Origin of the sequence: Streptomyces sp. NPDC089915 (assembly GCF_040684675.1) — a bacterium.
GTDB lineage: Bacteria > Actinomycetota > Actinomycetes > Streptomycetales > Streptomycetaceae > Streptomyces.
This window is the reverse complement of sequence record NZ_JBFBGN010000009.1, coordinates 19,153-41,500: the sequence shown is the minus strand read 5'-3', so window position 1 is coordinate 41,500 and position 22,348 is coordinate 19,153. Positions and strand designations below refer to the sequence as shown.

Annotated in this window: 17 protein-coding genes; 10 read left to right on the top strand and 7 right to left on the bottom strand. The window is 71.8% G+C overall.

Annotation, left to right across the window (positions count from 1 at the left end; all coding sequences use genetic code 11):
* Positions 1–79 precede the first annotated feature (79 nt).
* The 4 genes from AB0O29_RS04880 (at position 80) to AB0O29_RS04865 (ending at position 4,196) form a co-directional block, all read left to right on the top strand.
* Positions 80–1,219, top strand: a complete 1,140-nt coding sequence (locus tag AB0O29_RS04880; protein WP_365146158.1) for a 5-(carboxyamino)imidazole ribonucleotide synthase — start codon at positions 80–82, stop codon at positions 1,217–1,219.
* Positions 1,216–1,743, top strand: coding sequence for a 5-(carboxyamino)imidazole ribonucleotide mutase (purE, locus tag AB0O29_RS04875; protein WP_079427542.1), 528 nt, complete (start codon positions 1,216–1,218; stop codon positions 1,741–1,743). Before AB0O29_RS04880 ends, purE begins: the two co-directional genes overlap by 4 nt.
* Positions 1,740–2,918, top strand: coding sequence for a dipeptidase (locus AB0O29_RS04870; protein ID WP_365146155.1), 1,179 nt, complete (start codon positions 1,740–1,742; stop codon positions 2,916–2,918). Before purE ends, AB0O29_RS04870 begins: the two co-directional genes overlap by 4 nt.
* Positions 2,919–3,122: 204 nt before the next feature.
* Entirely contained in the window at positions 3,123–4,196 is a 1,074-nt protein-coding gene (locus AB0O29_RS04865; protein ID WP_365146153.1) for a dipeptidase, read from the top strand.
* Here the strand turns inward: AB0O29_RS04865 and AB0O29_RS04860 are convergent.
* Positions 4,193–5,524 (bottom strand): glycosyltransferase family 87 protein, encoded by a 1,332-nt coding sequence (locus tag AB0O29_RS04860; RefSeq protein WP_365146150.1) that lies wholly within the window; start codon positions 5,522–5,524, stop codon positions 4,193–4,195. The genes AB0O29_RS04865 and AB0O29_RS04860 overlap by 4 nt on opposite strands.
* Positions 5,525–5,629: 105 nt before the next feature.
* Positions 5,630–6,973, bottom strand: coding sequence for a UDP-glucose/GDP-mannose dehydrogenase family protein (locus AB0O29_RS04855; protein ID WP_365146147.1), 1,344 nt, complete (start codon positions 6,971–6,973; stop codon positions 5,630–5,632).
* A gap of 242 nt (positions 6,974–7,215) precedes the next feature.
* Here AB0O29_RS04855 and AB0O29_RS04850 point away from each other — a divergent pair, with 242 nt between their 5' ends.
* From AB0O29_RS04850 to AB0O29_RS04840, 3 genes are all read left to right on the top strand, one after another.
* On the top strand, positions 7,216–8,373 hold the full coding sequence (locus AB0O29_RS04850) for an acyl-CoA dehydrogenase family protein (protein ID WP_365146144.1): 1,158 nt from the start codon (positions 7,216–7,218) through the stop codon (positions 8,371–8,373).
* Positions 8,374–8,820: 447 nt separating this feature from the next.
* Entirely contained in the window at positions 8,821–9,903 is a 1,083-nt protein-coding gene (locus AB0O29_RS04845) for an NDP-sugar synthase (protein WP_365146141.1), read from the top strand.
* A 24-nt stretch (positions 9,904–9,927) separates the two neighbouring features.
* Complete coding sequence (locus tag AB0O29_RS04840) at positions 9,928–10,734, top strand: polyprenol monophosphomannose synthase (RefSeq protein ID WP_365146138.1); 807 nt, start codon at positions 9,928–9,930, stop codon at positions 10,732–10,734.
* Positions 10,735–10,807: 73 nt separating this feature from the next.
* Here the strand turns inward: AB0O29_RS04840 and AB0O29_RS04835 are convergent, their stop codons facing one another.
* Together AB0O29_RS04835 and AB0O29_RS04830 are read right to left on the bottom strand one after the other, a co-directional pair.
* On the bottom strand, positions 10,808–11,953 hold the full coding sequence (locus AB0O29_RS04835) for an acyltransferase (protein ID WP_365146135.1): 1,146 nt from the start codon (positions 11,951–11,953) through the stop codon (positions 10,808–10,810).
* Between the two features lie 119 nt (positions 11,954–12,072).
* A complete protein-coding gene (locus AB0O29_RS04830) occupies positions 12,073–13,458 on the bottom strand; it encodes an LCP family protein (protein ID WP_365146132.1) in 1,386 nt (461 codons plus the stop codon).
* Positions 13,459–13,564: 106 nt separating this feature from the next.
* Here AB0O29_RS04830 and AB0O29_RS04825 point away from each other — a divergent pair, with 106 nt between their 5' ends.
* Together AB0O29_RS04825 and AB0O29_RS04820 are read left to right on the top strand one after the other, a co-directional pair.
* Positions 13,565–14,104, top strand: coding sequence for an acyl-CoA thioesterase (locus AB0O29_RS04825; protein ID WP_365146129.1), 540 nt, complete (start codon positions 13,565–13,567; stop codon positions 14,102–14,104).
* 165 nt (positions 14,105–14,269) lie between these two features.
* Positions 14,270–15,766 carry a glycosyltransferase family 39 protein gene (locus tag AB0O29_RS04820; RefSeq protein ID WP_365146126.1) on the top strand — a complete coding sequence of 499 codons (1,497 nt, stop codon included), beginning with the start codon at positions 14,270–14,272 and terminating at the stop codon, positions 15,764–15,766.
* 37 nt (positions 15,767–15,803) lie between these two features.
* Here the strand turns inward: AB0O29_RS04820 and AB0O29_RS04815 are convergent, their stop codons facing one another.
* Entirely contained in the window at positions 15,804–17,207 is a 1,404-nt protein-coding gene (locus AB0O29_RS04815; protein ID WP_365146274.1) for an LCP family protein, read from the bottom strand.
* 261 nt (positions 17,208–17,468) lie between these two features.
* Between AB0O29_RS04815 and AB0O29_RS04810 the strand changes: the two genes are divergently transcribed.
* Complete coding sequence (locus AB0O29_RS04810) at positions 17,469–18,509, top strand: glycosyltransferase family 2 protein (RefSeq protein ID WP_365146123.1); 1,041 nt, start codon at positions 17,469–17,471, stop codon at positions 18,507–18,509.
* Between the two features lie 79 nt (positions 18,510–18,588).
* Here AB0O29_RS04810 and AB0O29_RS04805 read toward each other — a convergent pair whose 3' ends face one another.
* Together AB0O29_RS04805 and AB0O29_RS04800 are read right to left on the bottom strand one after the other, a co-directional pair.
* Positions 18,589–20,127 carry an LCP family protein gene (locus AB0O29_RS04805; RefSeq protein ID WP_365146271.1) on the bottom strand — a complete coding sequence of 513 codons (1,539 nt, stop codon included), beginning with the start codon at positions 20,125–20,127 and terminating at the stop codon, positions 18,589–18,591.
* Between the two features lie 320 nt (positions 20,128–20,447).
* On the bottom strand, positions 20,448–22,184 hold the full coding sequence (locus tag AB0O29_RS04800) for an LCP family protein (RefSeq protein ID WP_365146120.1): 1,737 nt from the start codon (positions 22,182–22,184) through the stop codon (positions 20,448–20,450).
* Positions 22,185–22,348: the final 164 nt, after the last annotated feature.

Genomic DNA, 22,348 nt, shown 5'->3' with positions numbered 1-22,348 from the left:
CAAGGCCGGCGGACCCTACCGGCGAGTCCGCGCCAGGCCTGCGTCCGTATGGCGGAATACCGGCGGATACCCTGGAGAGGTGACGTTCCCGGTAGTCGGCATGGTCGGCGGCGGTCAGCTCGCCCGCATGACCCACGAGGCGGGTATCCCCCTCGGCATCAGATTCAAGATCCTCAGTGACACCCCCCAGGACTCGGCGGCCCTGGTCGTGAACGACGTCGTCATCGGCGACTATCGCGATCTGGACACGTTGCGCGCCTTCGCGCGCGGCTGCGACGTGATCACCTTCGATCACGAGCACGTACCCACCGAGCACCTCCGGGCCCTGGAGTCGGACGGCATCCCCGTCCGGCCGGGGCCCGACGCGTTGGTGCACGCCCAGGACAAGGGGGTGATGCGCGCCAAGCTCGACGAGATCGGCGCGCCCAGCCCCCGCCACCGGATCGTGAGCGATCCGGCGGACGTGGCGGCCTTCGCGCAAGAGGTCGGCGGTTTCCCCGTCATCCTCAAGACGGTGCGCGGCGGGTACGACGGCAAGGGAGTGTGGTTCGTCCGCACGCCCGAGGACGCCGTGCCCCCGTTCCAGGCGGGAGTCCCCGTCCTCGCGGAGGAGAAGGTGGACTACGTCCGCGAACTCGCCGCCAACATCGTCCGTTCCCCGCACGGCCAGGCCGTGGCCTATCCCGTGGTCGAGTCCATCCAGGTGGACGGGGTGTGCGACACGGTGATCGCCCCGGCCCCCGATCTCTCCGAAGCCCTCGCGGGCGAGGCCCAGGCCCTGGCCCTGCGCATCGCCAAGGAGCTCGACGTGACCGGCCACCTGGCCGTGGAGCTGTTCGAGACCACCGACGGCCGCATCCTCGTCAACGAACTGGCCATGCGCCCGCACAACAGCGGCCACTGGACCCAGGACGGCGCGGTCACCTCCCAGTTCGCCAACCACGTCCGAGCGGTCCTGGACCTCCCCCTGGGCGACCCGCGCCCCCGGGCCCGCTGGACCGTGATGGCGAACGTCCTCGGCGGGGACTACCCCGACATGTACGCGGCGTATCTGCACTGCATGGCCCACGACCCGCAGGTGAAGATCCACATGTACGGCAAGGACGTGAAACACGGCCGCAAGGTCGGCCACGTCAACACCTACGGCGACGACCTGGACGATGTGCTGGAACGCGCACGCCACGCAGCCGGCTACCTCAGAGGAACGATCACCGAATGAGCACCTCTCCCGTCGTAGGCATCGTCATGGGCTCGGACTCCGACTGGCCGGTCATGGAGGCCGCCGCGCAGGCCCTGGACGAGTTCGAGATCCCCTACGAGGTCGACGTCGTCTCCGCCCACCGGATGCCGCGCGAGATGGTGGCGTACGGGGAGCACGCCGCCGAGCGCGGGCTCAAGGCGATCATCGCCGGTGCGGGCGGGGCCGCCCACCTGCCCGGCATGCTCGCCTCCGTCACCCCGCTGCCCGTCATCGGCGTGCCGGTCCCGCTGAAGTACCTCGACGGGATGGACTCGCTGCTGTCGATCGTCCAGATGCCCGCCGGGGTTCCCGTCGCCACCGTCTCCGTCGCCGGCGCGCGCAACGCCGGCCTGCTGGCCGTGCGCATGCTCGCCGCGCACGACCCGGAGCTCCTCGGCCGGATGCGCGAGTTCCAGCAGGAGCTGAACGACCAGGCCACCGAGAAGGGCAAGCGGCTGCGCGCCAAGGTCGCGGGCGCGGAATCCTTCGGGTTCGGCAAGTGAGCGCGGCGGACCTGCTCGCGCGGGCCCGGGAGCTGCTCGCCGAGCACCCGGTCGTCGACGGCCACAACGACCTGCCCTGGGCCCTGCGCGAGCAGGTGCGCTACGACCTGGCCCGGCGCGACATCGCCGGCGACCAGTCCGCCCACCTGCACACCGACATCCCCCGGCTGCGCGCCGGCGGGGTCGGCGCGCAGTTCTGGTCGGTCTACGTCCGCTCCGACTACGCGGGCGACGAGGCCGTCAGCGCCACCCTGGAGCAGATCGACGCCGTCGACCAGCTGATCGCCCGCTACCCCCGGGCCCTGGTGCGGGCCCTGACGGCGGACGACATGGAGGCGGCCCGCGCCGACGGCAGGATCGCCTCCCTGACCGGGGCGGAGGGCGGCCACTCGATCAACAACTCGCTCGCCACCCTGCGCGCCCTGCACCGGCTGGGCGTGCGGTACATGACGCTCACCCACAACGACACCATCGACTGGGCGGACTCGGCGACCGACGAACCCCGGCACGGCGGCCTCGCGGACTTCGGCCGCGAGGTGGTGCGCGAGATGAACCGCGTCGGCATGCTCGTCGACCTCTCGCACGTCGCCGAGACCACCATGCGCGACGCCATCGCCGTCTCGGCCGCGCCGGTGATCTTCTCGCACTCCTCGGCCCGGGCGGTCTGCGACCACCCGCGCAACGTCCCCGACGAGGTGCTGGCGCAGCTGCCGGCCAACGGCGGCGTCGCGATGGCCACCTTCGTGCCGAAGTTCATCCTCCCGGCCGCCGTCGAGTGGACCCTGGCCGCGGACGAGAACCTGCGCGCCCACGGCTTCCACCACCTCGACACCACCGCCGAGGCGATGGCCCTGCACCGGGCCTTCGAGGCCGCCCGCCCGCGCCCGGTGGCCACCGCCGCCACCGTCGCCGACCACCTCGACCACATGCGCGAGGTCGCCGGCGTCGACCACATCGGCATCGGCGGGGACTTCGACGGCACGGCCTTCACCCCGGCCGGGCTGGACGACGTCTCCGGCTACCCGAACCTGATCGCGGAGCTCCTGCACCGCGGCTGGTCCCGGGCCGACCTGGCCAAGCTGACCTGGTCCAACGCGGTACGGGCGCTGCGCGACGCCGAAGCCGTCGCCCGGGACCTCTCGGCCACCCGCGGCCCGTCGAACGCGGTGCTCTAGCCCGCAGCCGTACGAGCCGCCCGACGGGGGCGGGGACGGGGCAGCCCCCGTCCCCGCCCCCGTCCCGTACGGCCGTACGACGGCCGTAAGGCGGCCGCGCGACGGCCGTACACCCGAACGCCGCGTTCGCCGGGCGGCACCGGCACCCCGCATGTCACGGTGGCCCCATATCTCCCTGCTGCCGCCGAGACCGGAGCGAATGCCATGGCCGACCTGCAGGATGAACCCCACTCCGTGGGTGTCGGAGCCGAAGACGTCCCCGTCACAGCCCCGCTGATGGCGGGCGGGTCCCTGGACCGCGCGGCCGCGCTGCTCGCCGTCCATCCCGTCGCCGACGGCTGCAACACCCTCGTCTGGACCCTGCGCCAGAGCCCGTACCACGACATCGACACCCCGGACACCGGCGTCGACACCGACATCCCGAGGCTGCGCGCCGGGGGAGTGGGCGCGCAGTTCTGGACCCTGCTCGTCCCCCCGGGGCCGCCGCGCGCGGACTCCTGCGCCCAGGCCGTCTGCGAGACCCTCGAACAGATCGACGCCGCCCGCGCCCTGATGCGCCGCTACTCCGACAGCCTCTGCCTCGCGCTGACCGCCGACGACATGGCAGACGCCCGCAACCGGGGCCGGATCGCCTCGTTCCTCGGCCCGGTCCCCGGCAGCACCCTCACCGGCTCCCTCGGCGCGCTGCGCGCCTTCCACGCCCTCGGCGTGCGCCTGATCGCGCCCGCCGGAGCGCCCTGGGCCGACGAGGGCCTGACGGCCTTCGGCCACGAGGTGGTCAAGGAGGCGAACCGGCTGGCGATGCTCATCGACCTGACGGGCTGCACGCCGGCCGCCGCCTGCCAGCTCACGGCGGCCTCCAAGGCGCCGGTGATCATCTCGAACACGGGGGCGGCCTCCCTCAACCCGCATCCGGACAACGTCACCGACGAGGTCCTCCTCGCGCTGCGCGCGGCCGGCGGCCTCGCGATGGTCACCTTCGACACCGAGCGCACCGGCGACTCGCTGCACGCCGTCGCCGACCACGTGGAACACGTACGGGCCCTCGCGGGTCCGGAGGGCGTCGGCCTCGGCGCAGCCTTCGGCGCCGAACGCGGAAGCCCGAGGCCGGCCGGACTCACCGACCCCTCGGGCTACCCGCGGCTGATCGCGGAACTACTGGAACGGGGCTGGTCGGAATCCGACCTCACCCTGCTGACCTGGGGCAACGCCCAGCGGGTGCTGCGCGAGGCGGAGTTCACCGCCCGTGCCGCGCAGCACAGGACGCCCCCGGCCTAGGCGGTCGCGGACGCGGGGGCGTGCGGCTCCCGCGTCTGCCGCGGCAGCTGCGACTTCGGCAGCACGGTGGCCTTCCACAGGCGCAGGCCGGACCACACCGTCGCGAAGAGCAGCATGGCGTTGCGGGTGCAGAGCAGGACGGTGCCGAGCGTGCTGTTGGTGAGGACCTCGGCGTCGTAGAAGACCGGGAAGACCAGCGTGGTCAGCGCGGTCGTGGCGACCAGCAGCCAGGCGACCGGCCGCTGGGTGGAGTGCTTCGAGGTCAGGCAGACGGCCCCGAGGCCGAGCAGCCAGATCATGTACTGCGGGCTGATGACGCGGCTGGTGACGGTGAAGACCAGGATCGCGCAGAGCGCGGCGTCGAAGGGCGTCGCGCCCGTCCAGCGGTTGGCCTTCACCCGCCACAGCAGGAGCAGCAGGAAACCGATCACCGTCAGGCCCACCGAGGCCCGCGCGATGCTGGACACGTACGGGCCGACGTACTCGAACGCCCCGTACTGGAAGTTGGTCTTGCCGGGCCACAGGTGCACCAGCTTGGCCGCCATCAGCGCCGAGCCGCCCAGCGACTCGACCTGGACCCCGCGGTTGCCCTGGTTGCCCAGGAAGCCCAGGGTGTCCTTGAACAGCACCGCGAAGACGCCCAGCAGCGCCACGCAGGACAGCGCCGCCGCGACGAGGGCGTCGCGGGTGGACTTCCCGCGGGGGACGCCGAGCAGGGTCAGCAGCGGCCACACCTTGACCATGGCCCCGATGCCGGCGATGACCCCGCCGAGCCGCGGCCGCCGTCGCATGCAGAGCAGCGCGAAGACCGCGAAGAGGGTGACGTGGATGTCGTAGCGGGCGAACGGGGTGGCCATCATCAGCGGCAGCGCCACCAGCCACATCACCGCACCGGCCATGCTGCCGTCCTCGCGCCGCGCCACCCGCAGGAGGCCGAGCAGGATGACGGCGTCGCAGAGCACCGTCAGGGCGACGAAGCCCTGGAAGTAGGTGAGGAACGGCAGCAGGTCCGGGGAGAGGAAGACGGCCGCCGCGGCCGGCGGGTACTGCCACATGACGTCGTTGTGCGGCATCGTCCAGTGGACGAGCACGTTGTACCAGTTGTGGTAGGTCACGGAGACCTCCACACGGGTGTTGGTGGAGTGCCCGACGTCGTGGACGAGGGTCCAGAGCATCGCCGCCCTGGTGGCCAGCCAGAAGCCGGCGACGGCCAGCAGGGCGCCGCGTCCTCGCAGGGCGGTCTCGAAGGATCCCCGCCGGTCACGCGTGGCGGGCCCCGTCGTCGCGGCTGCGGAGGGGTGGGCTGTGGGGCTGCTGGTCGTGGTCATCGGCGCGAAGTCTACCCATTCGATTATTCCGGTTCTTTGACTGAGAACCTTCAAAAGTGGGTAGGTCCGTACGCCCGCGCCGGCCCGCGCCCCCTCCGGATCCCCTTACGCCTGCGGGCGTCCCATGGCCCGGTAGGTCCACCCGGCGGCCCGCCAGTGCCGCGGGTCCAGGGCGTTGCGGCCGTCGAGGATCAGCCGGTCCGTGACGACGGAGCCCAGCTCGGCGGGGTCGAGCTCGCGGAACTCGCGCCACTCGGTGAGGTGCAGGACGACCTCGGCCCCGCGGGCGGCCTCCAGCGCGGAGCCGGCGTAGCCGAGGGTGGGGAAGACGCGGCGGGCGTTGTCCATGCCCTTGGGGTCGTAGACGGTGACCTGCCCGCCCTGGAGGTGGATCTGCCCGGCGACGTTCAGCGCGGGGGAGTCGCGCACGTCGTCCGAGTCGGGCTTGAAGGTGGCGCCGAGCACGGCGACCCGCTTGCCGAGGAAGGAGCCGCCCACGGCCTCGCGGGCCAGCTCGACCATGTGGCCGCGGCGGCGCATGTTGATGGAGTCGACCTCCCGCAGGAAGGTCAGCGCCTGGTCGGCGCCCAGTTCGCCGGCCCGGGCCATGAAGGCGCGGATGTCCTTGGGCAGGCAGCCGCCGCCGAAGCCGATGCCGGCGCGCAGGAACTTGGCGCCGATGCGCTCGTCGTAGCCGATGGCCTCGGCGAGCTTGACGACGTCACCGCCGGCGGCCTCGCAGACCTCGGCCATGGCGTTGATGAAGGAGATCTTGGTGGCGAGGAAGGAGTTGGCCGCGGTCTTCACCAGCTCGGCGGTCGGGAAGTCGGTGACCACCAGGGGGGTCCCCTCGGCCATGGGGGCCGCGTACACCTCGCGCAGCAGCTTCTCGCCGCGCTCGCCCCGGACGCCGATGACGATCCGGTCGGGGTGCAGGGTGTCGTTCACGGCGAAGCCCTCGCGCAGGAACTCCGGGTTCCAGGCCAGCTCCACCTCCTCGCCCGCCGGGGCCAGCGCGGCGAGCTTCGCGGCGAGCCGCTCGGCCGATCCCACGGGCACGGTGGACTTGCCGACGACCAGCGCGGGCCGGGTGAGGTGCGGGGCGAGGGATTCCACGGCGGAGTCCACGTACGACATGTCGCAGGCGTACTCGCCGTGCTTCTGCGGGGTGTTCACGCAGACGAAGTGCACGTCGCCGAAGTCCCCGACCTCCTCCCACGACTGCGTGAACCGCAGCCGCCCGGTGGCCCCCGGCAGACCGGCGACGTGCTTGGCGAGCAGTTCCTCCAGCCCCGGTTCGTACATCGGGACCCGGCCGGAGGCCAGCATCTCGATCTTCTCCGGCACCACGTCCAGCCCCAGCACCTCGAAGCCGAGCTCCGCCATGGCCGCGGCGTGGGTGGCGCCCAGGTAGCCGGTGCCGATCACGGTGATCTTGAGGGGGGCCATGGATGCTCCAGAGGTGCGGGGCCGTTTGCGGCCCCCGAGCATAGTCGGGCGGGTCCCGGGGGACGTTCCCGGGAGTATCCGGCTGTCACGCAGCTCACGTACGTGCTGCATACCGCTGCGGCGGCGCCGGGAACTAGAATTTGGGTTACTTAACGGTAGTTAGCATCCCGCGCCGAGCGCGCGCCGGCGACGCACAGCCGCCGGCCGCTCACTCGGCGCCGCAGACTGGGGAGTGAAAGATCTTGGCGGGTTCTGCCGACTTCGACCTGTACCGCCCGGCCGAGGAGCACGACATGCTCCGCGAGTCGGTCCGCGCGCTCTGCGAGGCGAAGATCCTCCCGTTCGCGGCCGCGGTCGACGAGGAGGCGCGCTTCCCGCAGGAGGCCCTCGACGCCCTCGTCGCCAACGACCTGCACGCGGTCCACGTGCCCGAGACCTACGGCGGCGCCGGCGCCGACGCCCTCGCCACGGTCATCGTGATCGAGGAGGTGGCCCGCGTCTGCGCCTCCTCCTCCCTGATCCCGGCCGTCAACAAGCTCGGCTCCCTCCCCGTGATCCTCTCCGGCTCGGAGGAGCTCAAGGCCAAGTACCTCGGCCCGCTGGCCAAGGGCGACGGCATGTTCTCCTACTGCCTCTCCGAGCCCGACGCGGGCTCGGACGCGGCCGGCATGAAGACCCGCGCGGTCCGCGACGGCGACTTCTGGGTCCTCAACGGCGTCAAGCGCTGGATCACCAACGCGGGCGTCTCCGACTACTACACGGTCATGGCCGTCACCGACCCGGAGAAGCGCTCCAAGGGCATCTCCGCGTTCGTCGTCGAGAAGTCGGACGAGGGCGTCTCCTTCGGCGCCCCGGAGAAGAAGCTCGGCATCAAGGGCTCCCCGACGCGCGAGGTCTACCTCGACAACGTCCGCATCCCCGCCGACCGCATGATCGGCGCCGAGGGCACCGGCTTCGCCACCGCGATGAAGACCCTCGACCACACCCGCATCACCATCGCCGCCCAGGCCCTCGGCATCGCCCAGGGCGCCCTGGACTACGCCAAGGGCTACGTCCAGGAGCGCAAGCAGTTCGGCAAGCCGATCGGCGACTTCCAGGGCGTCCAGTTCATGCTCGCGGACATGGCCATGAAGATCGAGGCCGCCCGCCAGCTGACCTACGCGGCCGCCGCGAAGTCCGAGCGCGTCGATTCCGACCTCACCTTCTTCGGCGCCGCGGCCAAGTGCTTCGCCTCCGACGTCGCGATGGAGGTCACCACGGACGCCGTCCAGCTCCTCGGCGGCTACGGCTACACCCGCGACTACCCGGTCGAGCGCATGATGCGCGACGCCAAGATCACGCAGATTTACGAGGGCACGAACCAGGTCCAGCGCATCGTCATGGCCCGCAACCTGCCGTAACGCGGACCGCCCGCCCAGCCCCGACAAGGCCCCCGGCACCAGCCGAGGGCCTTGTCGCGCTTGCGCGCCCCCACGCTGAGCGGGCTGCTTTGTAACGATTCCGATCCAGCGCCCGCCGCCGCCCGCGGTGCGCGCCCCCGCCGGACCGCCCGCCGGCGCCCGCGGGGGAGGTCCGCCGGGCCGGCCGGCACCGGCCCGGACCTGCGGCGCGGCCGGATGCGGTAGCCGGGGTTCCAGGGCTGAGCAGGGGGCTCTTCCCCCGCGCGGGCGCGGCGGCGCCTATATAGGGGAGACGGACGGCGGCCCCGGTGCCCGCATCGTGCGGAACCCGTCGTAACCGGAACGTTGCCGCAGGAGGCCCGGGCGGGGCTCCGCCGGGCCTCGCACTGTGCCGGATGGGCTAACTTTGAAGCTTCGTACGCCTGAACCGGTTGGGGAGAGAACAAAATGACGGAAGCGATCCTGCTGGTCGGCGGGCAGGGGACGCGTCTGCGCCCCGTGACGGTGAACACCCCCAAGCCGATGGTTCCGGCAGCGGGCGTCCCGTTCCTCGCCCACCAGATCGCCAGGGCCGCTGCCGCCGGTGTCACGCACATCGTGATGGCCACCTGCTACCTCGCCGAGGTCTTCGAGCCCTACTTCGGCGACGGATCCGACTTCGGCATCACCCTCGAATACGTCGTCGAGGACGAGCCGCTCGGCACCGGCGGCGCCATCCGCAACGCCGCCCAGCGCCTGACCGGCGGCCCGGACTCCCCGGTCCTCGTCTTCAACGGCGACATCCTGACCGGCCTTGACATCGCGGGCCTCGTCGACTCCCACCGGGCGGCCGACGCCGACGTCTCCCTCCACCTCGTGCGCGTCGAGGACCCCCGTGCCTTCGGCCTGGTCCCCACCGACGCCGACGGGCGGGTGCTGGCCTTCACCGAGAAGCCGGAGACCCCCGAAGAGATCATCACGGACCAGATCAACGCCGGCTGCTACGTCTTCCGCCGCAGCGTGATCGACTCCATCCCGGCCGGCCGCCCGGTCTCCGTCGAGCGCGAGACCTTCCCCGGGCTCCTCGCCTCCGGTGCCAGGCTGCACGGCGTCACCGAGGACACCTACTGGCTGGACCTCGGCAAGCCGGAGTCCTTCGTCCAGGCCTCCGCCGACCTCGTGCGCGGCATCGTCTCCTCCCCGGCCGTCCCCGGCCCCCGCGGCGAGGCCCTCGTCCTCCCCGGCGCCCAGGTGGCGGAGGGTGCCAAGCTGACGGGCGGTACCGTGGTGGGTGCCGGCGCCCGGATCGCATCGGGTGCTGTCGTCCAGGGCTCCATCGTGCTGGACGGCGCGATCCTCGGCGCCGACACGGTGGTGAACGCCAGCCTCATCGGCGCCGGCGCCTCGGTGGGTTCGCGCACCGTCGTGACCGGTGCCGTCATCGGTGACGGTGCCGTCGTAGGGGCTGACAACGAACTTCGCGCAGGGGTGCGGGTGTGGTGCGAGGCCGAACTGCCCGACGCAGCCGTCCGCTTCTCCTCCGACCGGTGACCAACTTCAGTGAGGCATAACCCTGTGATAGGCGAGCAGCAGACTCCCCGCAAGACCGACGTCGCCACCACCAAGCTCCCCGACACCTGGGCGCACACCCCCCTCACCGTGGTCATGCCGACCTACAACGAGGCGGGCAACCTCCCGGGCATGGTCGAGCTGATCATGGGCCTCGACCAGCCGGGCCTGCGCCTGCTGATCGTCGACGACTCCTCGCCCGACGGCACCGGCAAGATCGCCGACGAGCTCGCGGAGGGCTTCCTCACCGAGGACGGCAAGCCGCGCATGTCGGTCCTGCACCGCACCGCCAAGGACGGCCTCGGCCGCGCCTACGCCGCCGGCATGGCCAAGGCCGTCGAGGACGGCGCCGAGTACGTGCTCCAGATGGACGCGGACGGCTCCCACCCGGCCGGCAAGATCGCCGAGATGCTGGGCGTGGCCCGCTCCACCGGCGCCGGCCTCGTCGTGGGCTCCCGCTACGTGCCCGGCGGCACCCTGTCCGACGCCTGGGGCGCGCACCGCAAGCTGCTCTCCCGCTGGGCCAACGCGTACGCGAGCACCATCCTGGGCACCCGCGTCCGCGACATCACGGGCGGCTTCAACCTGTGGAGCGCGGGCGCGCTGAAGGCGATCGACCTCGCGTCGATCGGCAGCGCCGGCTACAGCTTCCAGGTGGAGATGAAGTACAAGGCCCTGCGCCGCGGCTTCCAGGTGATGGAGGTCCCGATCCACTTCGAGGACCGCACCGTCGGCGAGTCGAAGATGAACCTGGCCGTGCAGCTGGAGTCCATCGCGATGCCGTGGAAGCTCCGCGCCCGCGCCGGCCGCTGACCGGTACCGGACCACGCGGAAGGGGCACCCCCTCGGGGGTGCCCCTTTCTCATGTCCGTCCGCAGGCCGGCCGTCAGGCCCTGGCCGGGCGCCGTTCCAGCATGCGCTTGAGCGCCGCCGAGCCGGGCCGCTCCACGAACTTCACGACGAGCCAGGACGCCAGCAGCATCGAGCAGGTCATCGACAGGATCAGCACGTACGGGTGGACCGTGCCCTCCCAGTGCTCCATCAGCGTCACGCCCACCTGCTGGTGCAGCAGGTACAGGGGGTAGGACATCGCGCCCGCCACCGACAGCCAGCGCCAGTTGATCCGGTCCAGCCAGCCGAGCGCGACCGCGGCCATGACGAGGTAGAAGAAGGTGACCACCGCGACGCACACCGCCCAGGAGAGCTTGTCGCCGGGGCGGGTGTTCCAGCCGTGGATGTCGGTCATGTAGCGCTGCATCAGCAGCCAGGACATGGCCAGCAGGATCCAGGGCTCGCCCACGCGGGCGCCCTCGCGGCGGATCAGGTAGAAGCAGATGCCGGAGATGAACAGCGGCGAGTACGTCTGGTTCGCCAGCGCCTCCAGCACGGGCAGGCCCGAGGTCGGCGCGAGGATCGAGACCACGGTCCAGATCCAGCAGAAGTTCATGACACGGCGGTACGTCAGGCCCTTCCAGGCGACGATCGCGAAGATCAGGTAGAACCGGGCCTCCGACCACAGCGTCCAGTAGGAGGGGTCGAGCGAGGGGTTGTTCAGCGGCATCTGCACCATCGTCAGATTGGTCAGGATCTGACTGGGCGTGGGGTGGTTGCCGCCGTAGAACTGCGCGTAGACGGTCATGACCGCACCGGTCACCAGGGCGCAGAACCAGTACGCCGGACCGAGCCGCACCACGCGGCTGCGCAGGTAGCTGCCGAGCGGCCGGCCCCAGGCGGACATGCAGATGACGAAGCCGCTGATCATGAAGAACAGCTCGACGCCGAGCCAGCCGTAGCGCGAGGCCGTGGCCAGCGGGCCGAACAGCTCCCTGTTCTCCCGGGAGCCCCAGATCACGGGGTGGACGTAGTGGGCGCTGAGCACCACCACGGCCGCCACGATGCGCAGGCCGTCCAGGACGCGCAGCCGGGGCTTGGGCCCGGAGGCCGGTCCGCGCCGCTGCTCCACGGGGGCCGCCGCTGGGGCTCCGTCCCGCCTCAGGTCGCCGAGTTCGGGCGGGGCCGCGGGCAAAGACATCTACGCTCCAGAGCAGGCGTGCAAAAGGCGGATCAGTCTTACGAAGAACCCGGCGGGCTGTCCAGTGCGTCGCGGAACGAGTGCTTCATGTCACTGGCCGGCCCCGCCGGGCGCCGCGCTCACTGCCCCTTGACGGTGACCTTCTGGTCGTTCTGGATCTCCTTGACGAGCTGCTGCATCTTCGGCTTGTCCCAGAGGAGGTTGCCGCCCCGCTCACCGGCGATCGGCATGTTCAGCGACACGCCCTCACCGCTGTTGATGCCCTTCATGGCGAAGAACATCTGGCCCATGTCCCACAGCGACATGTCCTTGTCGACGATGAGGGTGTCCAGGCCGGCGCCCATCACCGGGTAGAGGGAGAAGGGGTTGAGGATGGTCCCCGGGGTCGCGGCCTGGCTGGCGAGGGCGGCCAGGAACTTCTGCTGGTTCTTGGTCCGCTGGAGGTCCGACTCGGCGAAGGCGTAGCGGGTGCGGACGAAGGCCAGGGACTGCTCGCCGTTGAGGGTCTGGCGGCCCGCCTTGAAGTCGGCGCCGGACTTCTCGTCCTTGAAGCCCTTCTCGATGTCCAGCTCCACGCCGCCCAGCGCGTCCACGATGTTCGCGAAGCCGGCGAAGCCGATCTCGGCGTAGTGGTCGATGCGCAGGCCGGTGTTGAACTCGATCGTGCGGACCAGCAGCTCCGGGCCGTCGTCCGCGTACGCGGCGTTCAGCTTGGTGTGCTTGCCGGTGCCGGCGTACTTCTTGCCCGACTGGGAGCCGACGAAGGAGGGGATCTCCACGTCGGAGTCGCGCGGCAGCGAGACCATCGTGTTCCCGCTGGAGCACTGGGCCAGGACCATCATCGAGTCGGTGCGCTTGCCCTCGGCGGAGCCCGTGTGGAGCTTCTTCTTCTCCTCGTCGGACATGCCCTCGCGGCTGTCGGAGCCCACGATCAGGTAGGTGGTGCAGTCGCCTTCCTTCGGCCGCTCGATGACCTTGGACAGGTCGACCTCGCGGCGGACCTTGGAGTCGGCCCAGAAGTAGGTGCCGATCGTGGTCACCAGGAGGACGGAGACGAGCGCGATCGACCCGATCTTGATCCGCTTGCGCCAGTCGACGACCACACGGACCGGCACCGGCCCGCCGGGGCCGCCCGGGCCCCCGCGCCGTCCGGGACCGCCGGGACCCGAGGGGCCGCCGGGACCGGAGGGGCGCCCGTAGACCTGGCCGGTGTTGTAGCCGCTGTCGTACGAGCCGTCGGGGCCCTGCGTCTGCTGCGGCGGCACCCCGTAGCCGGGGCCGGGCCGCGCGCCCGGCGGCGGGGCCTGCGGCGGGACCGGGGGCCGCGCCGGGCGCTGGGCGGGACGGGGCTGGGCCTGGGGAGGCCGGGGGGCCTGCGGCTGCCGCTGGACGTGCCGCATCCGCTGCGGCCCGTCCGGGTGCGCCTGCCCGCTGCCGCGCCCGTACCCGTCATCACGCCGGCCGCGCGCGTCGCGCTCGCCGCCGAACCCGTCCCAGTCACTCATGCGCACAAGGATGCCCGCCCGGAAGCACCCCGGGACACCCCGGTGGGGTCTTCGTACCGTGGCTGTTGCACAGCTGATGCCTCCGGGACGCACTTAAGGTGGCGGTATGACACAGATACCGGACGCACCGGAGGGCAAGCCGATCTCGGCGTCCCGGACCACCCTCAGCCACATCATGACCGCGGCCGACACCAACCTCCTGGGCACGGTCCACGGCGGCGTGATCATGAAGCTGGTCGACGACGCGGCCGGCGCCGTGGCCGGGCGGCACTCGGGCGGGGCCGCCGTCACCGCCTCCATGGACGAGATGGCCTTCCTGGCCCCCGTCCGCGTCGGCGACCTCGTCCACGTCCGGGCGCAGGTCAACTGGACCGGCCGCTCCTCGATGGAGATCGGCGTACGGGTCCTGGCGGAGCGGTGGAACGAGTCCACCCCCGCCACCCAGGTCGGCAGCGCCTACCTCGTCTTCACCGCGGTGGACGCCGAGGGCAAGCCCCGCACCGTCCCGCCGGTGATCCCGGAGACGGAGCAGGACGAGCGCCGCTACCAGGAGGCGCAGATCCGCCGCACGCACCGGCTCGCCCGCCGCCAGGCGATCAAGGAGCTGCGCGAGCGCCGCATCGCCGAGGGCCTGGACGAGGACTGACGCGGACCCGGAGGACCTGACGGAGCGGGATCGGGCATACGGGAGCCTTACGGCAGACCCCCTTATGCTGATACGTCGACGCCCGGCTCCCGCGCGAGTGACGGCCGTGCACCCACGACCGGCCATGACCGGCCCACGACCGGCACTGCCGCGGAGACCTCACTGATGCCGACTGCCACGCAGAACGCCCCCGCGACCGCCTCCCCCGCCCGAGCGGCGCGGCGGCGGCCGACCGGGCCCGACTGGCTGTGGGCGGCGCTGCTGACCCTGGCGGTGACCGCCTTCGGGGCCGGCACCCCGCAGCTGTGGCGTGACGAGCTGGCCAGCTGGAACGCCGCCTCCCGGAGCACGGGCGAGCTGATCGGGATGCTGGGGCACGTCGACGCCGTGTCCGGCCTCTACTACCTGCTGCTGCACTACTGGGTCTCCGTCTTCGGGGACTCCGCGGCGATGCTCCGGCTGCCCTCGGCCCTGGCCATGGCCGGTTCGGCGGCGCTGGTGGTGCTGATCGCCCGCGCCCTCTTCGACCGCCGGACCGCCGTCTTCGCCGGGCTGCTGTTCGCGCTGCTGCCCGCCGTCACCCGCTACGGCACCGAGGCCCGGTCGTACGCCTTCGTGGTGCTCGCCGTGACCGCGGCGACCTGGCTGCTGCTGCGGGCGCTGGAGCGGCCGTCGCTGCCGCGCTGGGCCGGGTACGCCGCGCTGGTGGCCGTGGCGGGGCTGCTGCACATGGTGTCCCTGCTGTTCCTGCTGCCGCACGCGATGATCGTCGTCCTGCGGTGGCGGCGCGCCCGCCGCGCCCGCACCCCGCTGGCCTTCGCGGCGGCGGCCGTGGCCGGGCTGCTGCCGGTGATACCGCTGGTGCTGCTGGGGCGGAAGCAGGTCGGCCGGCAGATCAGCTGGATCGAGACCCCGCACCTGCGGGACGTCGCCGGGCTCTGGGACAACCTGTTCGCCTCCCCGCTGGTCGGCCTGGCCGTCGCCGCGCTCGCGCTGCTGCCGCTGGCCTGGCAGCGCGGCCGGGGTCCCGCCGTCGAGATGCTGCTGCTGGGGGCCGTGCCGATCGGCGCCTGCTTCGTGGCCTCGCAGGGCAGCTCCTCGTACTTCATCGACCGCTACGTGCTCTTCACCGTCCCCGCCTGGGCGATCCTCGCCGCCGCCGGCCTGGCCGCGCTGCGGCCCCGCGCGGCCGGTGCGGCCGGGCTGGCCGCGCTGGTCCTGCTCGGCGCCCCGGACCAGCGCCAGCTGCGCACCGAGCAGGCGAAGGAGACCTCCGACGGAGTGGCGGCGGCGCGGGTGATCGCCAAGGGGTACCGGCCCGGCGACGGGTTCGTTCCGCCGCGCGGCAAGCTGGAGCGGGTCTTCATGATCGACTACCAGATCTCCTACTACCTGCCCGACAAGGTCCGGCTGCGCGACGTCTTCGCCGAGCGCTCGGCGGTCGCCTCGAACGACCTGTTCCCCGTGGAGTGCCGGCAGCCGGAGCGCTGCCTGGGCGACACCCGGCGGATCTGGCTCGTGACGCGGATCACCGACGAGGACCACGACCCGTACAACAAGCTTCCCGCGGCCCCGAAGAAGGCCCTGAAGGAGCACTACCGGATCGCGCAGACGACGGACGTGCGCGGGCTGCACGTCTCCCTGCTCGAACGGGTGAAGTAGCGGACGGGGGAGCGGTGCGCCCCCCGCCCTCCCCGCGCTACTTCCCGCACACCACCTGGTCGCCGGTGACCACGCCGGACTCGCCCTGGTTCTGGTACGGGTCCTCGGCCCGCACCGGCACGACCTTCGCGTAGTCGGAGCCGGCGATCACCACGACCGTCTTGCCCTGTCCGGCGACCGCGCGCAGCTCGCTGCCGGGCAGGGCGGTGGCCACGGTCTTGGCGGAGCGGTCCCAGCGCGGGTCGTAGGAGATCACCGTGCGCCGGACGTCGCGGCCGGCGCCGCTGGAAGGGGCGCCGGTGGTGTCGAAGCCGGTGGCGCGCAGGGCGGAGTCCACCCGGCCGCCCAGCCCGTCGATCCGGGTGCCGTTCTCCACCTGGACGCGGATCTGCTGCGGGGGCACGTCCACCGGGACGGGCGACGGCGCGGCGGGGGCCGCCGGGCGGCCGGCGGGGCGCCCGGGGCGGGGCGGGGCCAGCGGGCGGTCCTCGCGCAGGGACTCGAAGAGCTGGGCGGCCTTGTGCTCGTCCCACTTGACGGTGGAGCCGATCCCCTTGACCGGGTACGAGGCGTCCCCGATCGGGACGGAGGCGAACTCGGACGAGGACGGGGTGAACCCGCGCATGGCCTGCCCCAGCGCCAGCATCTGCTCGGAGCCGAAGTCCTTGTCGGCGCGCACCGAGCCGAGCAGGGTGGAGCTGACCTCCTTGAACTTCACCGGGTTGAGCAGCACCCCGCCGCCGGTGGCCTGCTTGATCAGGGCGGCGACGAACCGCTGCTGGCGCTGCATCCGGCCCAGGTCGGAGGCGCCGTCGACATGGCGGGAGCGGACGTACTGGAGGGCCTGGCCGCCGTTGAGGCGGTGGCTGCCGGGGAGCAGGTCGAGGCCGGTGTTCTGGTCGTGGAGGGCCTTGGCGGTGCAGATCTCCACGCCGCCCATCGCGTCGACGGTGCGCATGAAGCTGGTGAAGTCGACCTCCAGGTAGTGGTCGATCTTCACGCGGGTCATGCTCTCGACGGTCCGCACGGTCAGGTTCGGCCCGCCCTCGGCGTAGGCCGCGTTGAGCTTCACGGGGTGGGCCCGGTGGGGTCTGCCGGTGACGGGGTCCTGGTGCGCGGGGAGCTCGGCGTAGCTGTCCCGGGGCAGGCTGACCACACTGGCCCGCTGCTGGTCGGCGGAGAGGTGCACCAGCATGATCGTGTCGGTGCAGTGGCAGGGCTCCCCGCCGAGGCGGTACTCGCGCTTCTCCTCCGGGGTGATCTTGTCCCGGCCGTCGGTGCCGACCAGCAGGAAGTTGACCCCGTGTCCGGCCTGGGGGCGGTTCTTCATGTCCTTGAAGGGGTCGACCCGTTCGATGCCGGTGTCCAGCCCCGTCATCACGGCGTGGCCGACGGCTCCGGAGCCCAGCACCACCAGGGAGACCCCGGCGGCGATCCGCACCCCCCACCGGGGCCGGTCGCGCCGGCCGCGGGCCGTCCCGCCGCGTCCGCCGCCCTTGCGTGAGCGCTGCGGCTGGGCCGGCCCGGCGGGCCGGTGGGGACGGGGCGGCTGGGGCACGGGGGACACCTCCCGGTACGTCGGGCAGATTCATCGGAACAGTAGGCCCATACGATCAGCGTCTGTCCGTACCGCTCGTCCGCCGCGCACCCGTGTCCCCCGTACGCGGTAACGTGACACCGATACCCGACCGTGAAGGACGCCATGCCCGCCCAGCAGCCCGCAGTCTCGGTGATCATGCCGGTGCTCAACGAGGAGCGCCATCTGCGCGACTCGGTCCGGCACATCCTCGGACAGGAGTACGCCGGCGAGATGGAGGTGGTGATCGCGCTCGGGCCGTCCACGGACCGCACCGACGAGATCGCCGCCGAACTCGTCCGCGAGACCGCGTCCAACGACCGAGCCCGCGTCCACACCGTCCCCAACCCCACGGGACGGACCCCCGCCGCCCTCAACGCCGCGATCAAGGCCTCGCGCCACCCGATCGTCGTCCGCGTCGACGGCCACGGCATGCTCTCCCCGGACTACATCTCCACCGCCGTCCGCCTCCTGGAGGAGACCGGCGCGCAGAACGTCGGCGGCATCATGCACGCCGAGGGCGAGAACGCCTGGGAGGACGCCGTCGCCGCCGCGATGACCTCGAAGATCGGCGTCGGCAACGCGGCCTTCCACACCGGCGGCCAGGCCGGCCCCGCCGAGACGGTCTACCTCGGCGTCTTCCGCCGCGAGGCCCTCGAACAGCAGGGCGGCTACAACGAGGAGTTCATCCGCGCCCAGGACTGGGAGCTGAACTTCCGCATCCGCGAGGCCGGCGGGCTGATCTGGTTCTCGCCCGAGCTGAAGGTCCAGTACCGCCCGCGGCCCTCCGTACGGGCCCTGGCCAAGCAGTACAAGGACTACGGCCGCTGGCGGCACGTGGTGGCCCGCTACCACTCCGGCTCCATCAACCTGCGCTACCTGGCCCCGCCGACCGCCGTCTGCGCCATCGCCGCCGGCGTGGTCGCGGGCGCCACCGTCACCCCGTGGGCCTTCGCCGTCCCGGCCGGCTACCTCGCGGCGATCACCGCCGGGTCCGTCCCGGCCGGCAAGGGGCTGTCCCTCAAGGCCCGGGCGCAGATCCCCGTGGCCCTCGCCACCATGCACATGAGCTGGGGCTACGGCTTCCTCACCAGCCCGCGCTCCCTCGCCCGGAAGGTCATCGCCAGCCGCCGCCCGTCGGTGCGCCGCGACCCCGCCGAGGTCTGAGGAACCGCCCGCCACGCGAAGGGGTGACCCGGTCCGCAGCGGACCGGGTCACCCCTTCGCGTTCAGCACGGCCGCCGGATCACCAGCGGTACGGCTTGTAGACGTCCATGCAGGCCCCGGTGTCGGAGCCGTTGATCGCGTCGGCCGTGTCCGGGATCGCGCCGGCCGCCGGCGGGGCCGCCTGCGGGTAGGCGTTGCCCTCGCGCCAGTCCGCGCCCACGATCAGGGTGACCTTCGAGACGTCCGCCGACTGCTGCACCGCCGTGCCCGGGATGCCCAGGGACGCCGCCACGCTCTGCGCCTCGTCCGCCAGGTCCGGCGTCGGGTAGCGCACCACCGTGGTCTTCTCCGGGGTCAGCGCGGTGTCCGGCCTGGCCCCGGTGAAGCCCTTGGAGACGAGGACGTCCGCGATCGCGTTCGCCCGGTGGGGGGCCAGCGGCATCTTCTCGACGGCGGTGCCGTTGACCACGTTCACGGCGATCTTGTCCGGGGCCGTGGACGGTGCCGTGGACGGGCCCGCCGAAGGCTGCTGGGAGGGCTGGGCCGGAGGCTGAGAGGCACCCGGGGCCGGCTGGGAGGCCGCGGGGGACTGCGCCGCCTGCGGCTCGCCGTTCTTGTCGAACGCCACGTCCTTGCGGAGCATCGTCCACAGCTTGTCGGCGTCCGCCGGGTTCACGACGAGCCGGTTCTCGTCCCGGGGGTCCTGGAACGTGGGCATCGTCGTCATCGTGATGCGGTTGGTCGGCACGTCCTTGAGCTGCATGGCCAGGTTGTACAGCTTCTTGACCGAGCCGATCTCCTCGGAGACCTCCAGCGCCTTGGTGGCCGCCTCGGCCAGGTCGGTGATCCGGCCGACGTCGGTGAAGGCGTTCTGGCTCTTGAGCTCGCGCATCATCGAGTTCATGTACATGTGCTGGGCCTGCGCCCGGCCCAGGTCGCTGCTGAACGCGTGCCGGGTGCGCAGCCACTGGAGCGCCTGCTCGCCCTTGACGCGGGTGGTGCCCTTCTGGAGCTTGAGGCCCGAACCGCCGCCGGAGGTCGGCAGCGGCCGGTCCCAGACGTTGTCCTTGACGCAGACGGGGACGCCGCCGATCGCGTCGGCCATCTTCACCACACCGGAGAAGTCGATCATCATCCAGTGGTCGATGTAGACGTTGGTCAGCTTCTCCCAGGTGGCCAGGGTGCAGCCGGGGCCGCCGCGGCCGAGCGACTCGTTGATCATCGCGTTGGTCTTCTTGAACTTCTCGCCGCTCTTCGGATCCGTGCACTCGGGTATGTCCACCCGGGTGTCGCGCGGAATGCTCACGACCGAGGCGTTCTCCCGGTCGGCCGACACGTGCAGCAGCATCTGCACGTCCGCGAGCGGGGCGTTGCCCACCGTGTCCCGGCTGCCGCCGAGCTCCACGTTCTCCGGCTTGTTGCGGCTGTCGGAGCCGATCAGCAGGATGTTCAGCGGGCGCTGGCCCTTGGCGTTGGCGTGGGTCTTCTCCACGCCGCTCTCACCGCTCAGCCGCTGGCCGCTGCGGATGTTGCCGTTGAGGTGGTTGTAGTAGAGGTACCCGGCCGCCGAGGTCCCCAGGATCAGGAACGCCAGGACGGACGCCACCCAGAACAGCACCCGCCGCCGGCGCCGGCGGGCGGGGATGCCGCCGCCCGGGGGCCGGGCGCCGTCGCCCCCGCCCTTCCGGGGCGGGGGCACCGTGCCGGACGCCTTCTTCTCGCCGCCGTCGGATATGCCGTCGGTGGCCTTGTCGGGCGCCCCCTCCCCCCGCACGCTGCTGTGCACCACGCGTACCCCCCTCAAGAATCTTTACTGGTCGGTATTGTGCCGGTCCCGCCGGCTACCGCCCATAGGCGGTCTGTGGACGATCCGCGGGCGACCTAAACGCCGCCCGCCCCCGTAGCGCGTCGTACCCCCGCGGCCGCCGGCGCGGCCGGTCACTTGGCGCAGACCGCCTTGTCCGCCTCGACCCGCTGGACCCCCTCCGGGGCCTGCTGCGGGGCCGCGGCGCCGAGCGGCGTGCCCGGCTCCTTGAAGTCGGAGCCCAGGGTCAGCTTCATCGGGGTCTTCGGCCCCGCGTCCACCGCGCCGGGCTTCAGGGCCGACGCCGGGAGGCCCATCATGTCGGCCAGCGCCCGGGCCTGGTCGGCCTGGTTCGGGGCGTACTCCAGCTGCGTGGCCGCCAGCCGCGCCGAGGCGTTGCCGTGGTTGCCCGCCTTGTAGACGCCCTTGCTGTTCTGCAGCCAGGTCAGGGTGGTCGACGCCGATCCCGGAGGGCCGCCGCCGTTGTACACGTCCACCCGGACGTCCCCCGCAGGGGCGCGGTTGCCCTGGAGCAGCGCGTCCTGCTTGTTCTTGGCGTCGGTCTCGGCCGCGTCCTTGGCGGCCTGCTCCTTCTTCTCCACCTCGGTGAGGGACACGTCCTGCCGGATCATCTGCAGGAGCGGGTCGGCCTGGGAGGGGTTCAGGACCACGGTCGCCTTGCGGTTCGGCGGCTCGTTCGGGTTGTCGACCACCGGGAGCGTCGTGAAGGTGACGTTCTTGGGGTTGATGTCCTTCAACTCGCCCGCGAGGGCGGTCAGTTTGCCGATCGAGCCCAGCCCCTGGTCCACCGTCAGCGACTTGGTCGCCGCCTCCGCCAGCGAGAAGAACTTCTTCGGACTGGTCAGCGTCTCCTTGGACTTCATCTCGCGCATCATCGAACCCAGGAACTGCTGCTGGGTCTTGATCCGGTCCAGGTCGCTCTCGTTGCCGAAGGAGTGCCGCGTCCGGACGAACGCCAGCGCCTGCTCGCCCTCCAGCCGGTGCTCGCCCGCCTTCAGGTTCAGCTTCGAATCACGGTCGTTGACGTCCTTCGCCAGGCAGACGGGCACCCCGCCCACCGCCGTGCTCAGGTTCTTCACCGCGTTGAAGTCGACCATCATGAAGTTGTCGACGTCGATGCCGGTCAGCTGCTTGACCGTGCGCATCGTGCAGCCCGGGTCCCGACCCTCCTGGCCCAGGCTGTTGTTGAAACGGGTGTTCCGGGTGCCGGCGATGTCCTTGACCGAGCCGTCGATCTTCGTCGGGCAGGACGGGATGTCGGTGATCAGGTCGCGCGGGATGGACAGCGCGGTCGCGTTGCTGCGGTCCTTGGAGACGTGGAAGAGGATCGTGGTGTCCGCGTGGCCGACGCTGTCCGGGTCCCCGTAGCCGTCGTTGCCCTTGCCGCTGCGCTTGTCCGTGCCGATCACCAGGACGTTGATCGGCTGGTCCTTCTTGAAGCCGCCGCCCGCGCCGCCGGTGTCGATGACGTTCAGGTTGTCGTTCAGGTGCTGGTAGTAGAGGTACGAGCCCACCCCGCCGCCGACCAGCAGGAAGGCCAGGGTGCCGCCGGTGACCACCAGGAGCCGCTTGCGGCGGCCCGGGCCGCCGCCGCCCTTGCGGGAGCGTCCGCCGCGCCGCCCGCCGGGCGGGCCCTCGCCGCGCCGGGGGCCCGGAACGGCGGGGGAGGGGGCGGCCGGTGCGGGAGCCGTGGACGTGGAGGATCTGCGGGTCCTGCGCGGAGCGGAGGGCACGCGCTGCTGCGCAGCGGAACGGCCCAGTTGCAGTTCGTAGTTGCCAGTGCGGGGATTGAGGACCCACTGGTCAGCGGGGTCGATCTCGTCCGCCCGCCCACGGCTTTGCGCATCCACGGTTGCTCGAATCCTCCGTCGGTGCTTCGCGACGCGCCTCCCCCCAGGCGCGCGGTCAACGATCCGGCTGCTGGTGCACGGCCTCTTCACGGCCGGTGCACCGGATCGCTCACCTTATCCGGCCAGGTCAGCCGCAAACCATGCCGGTGACAAAATCCACTCCC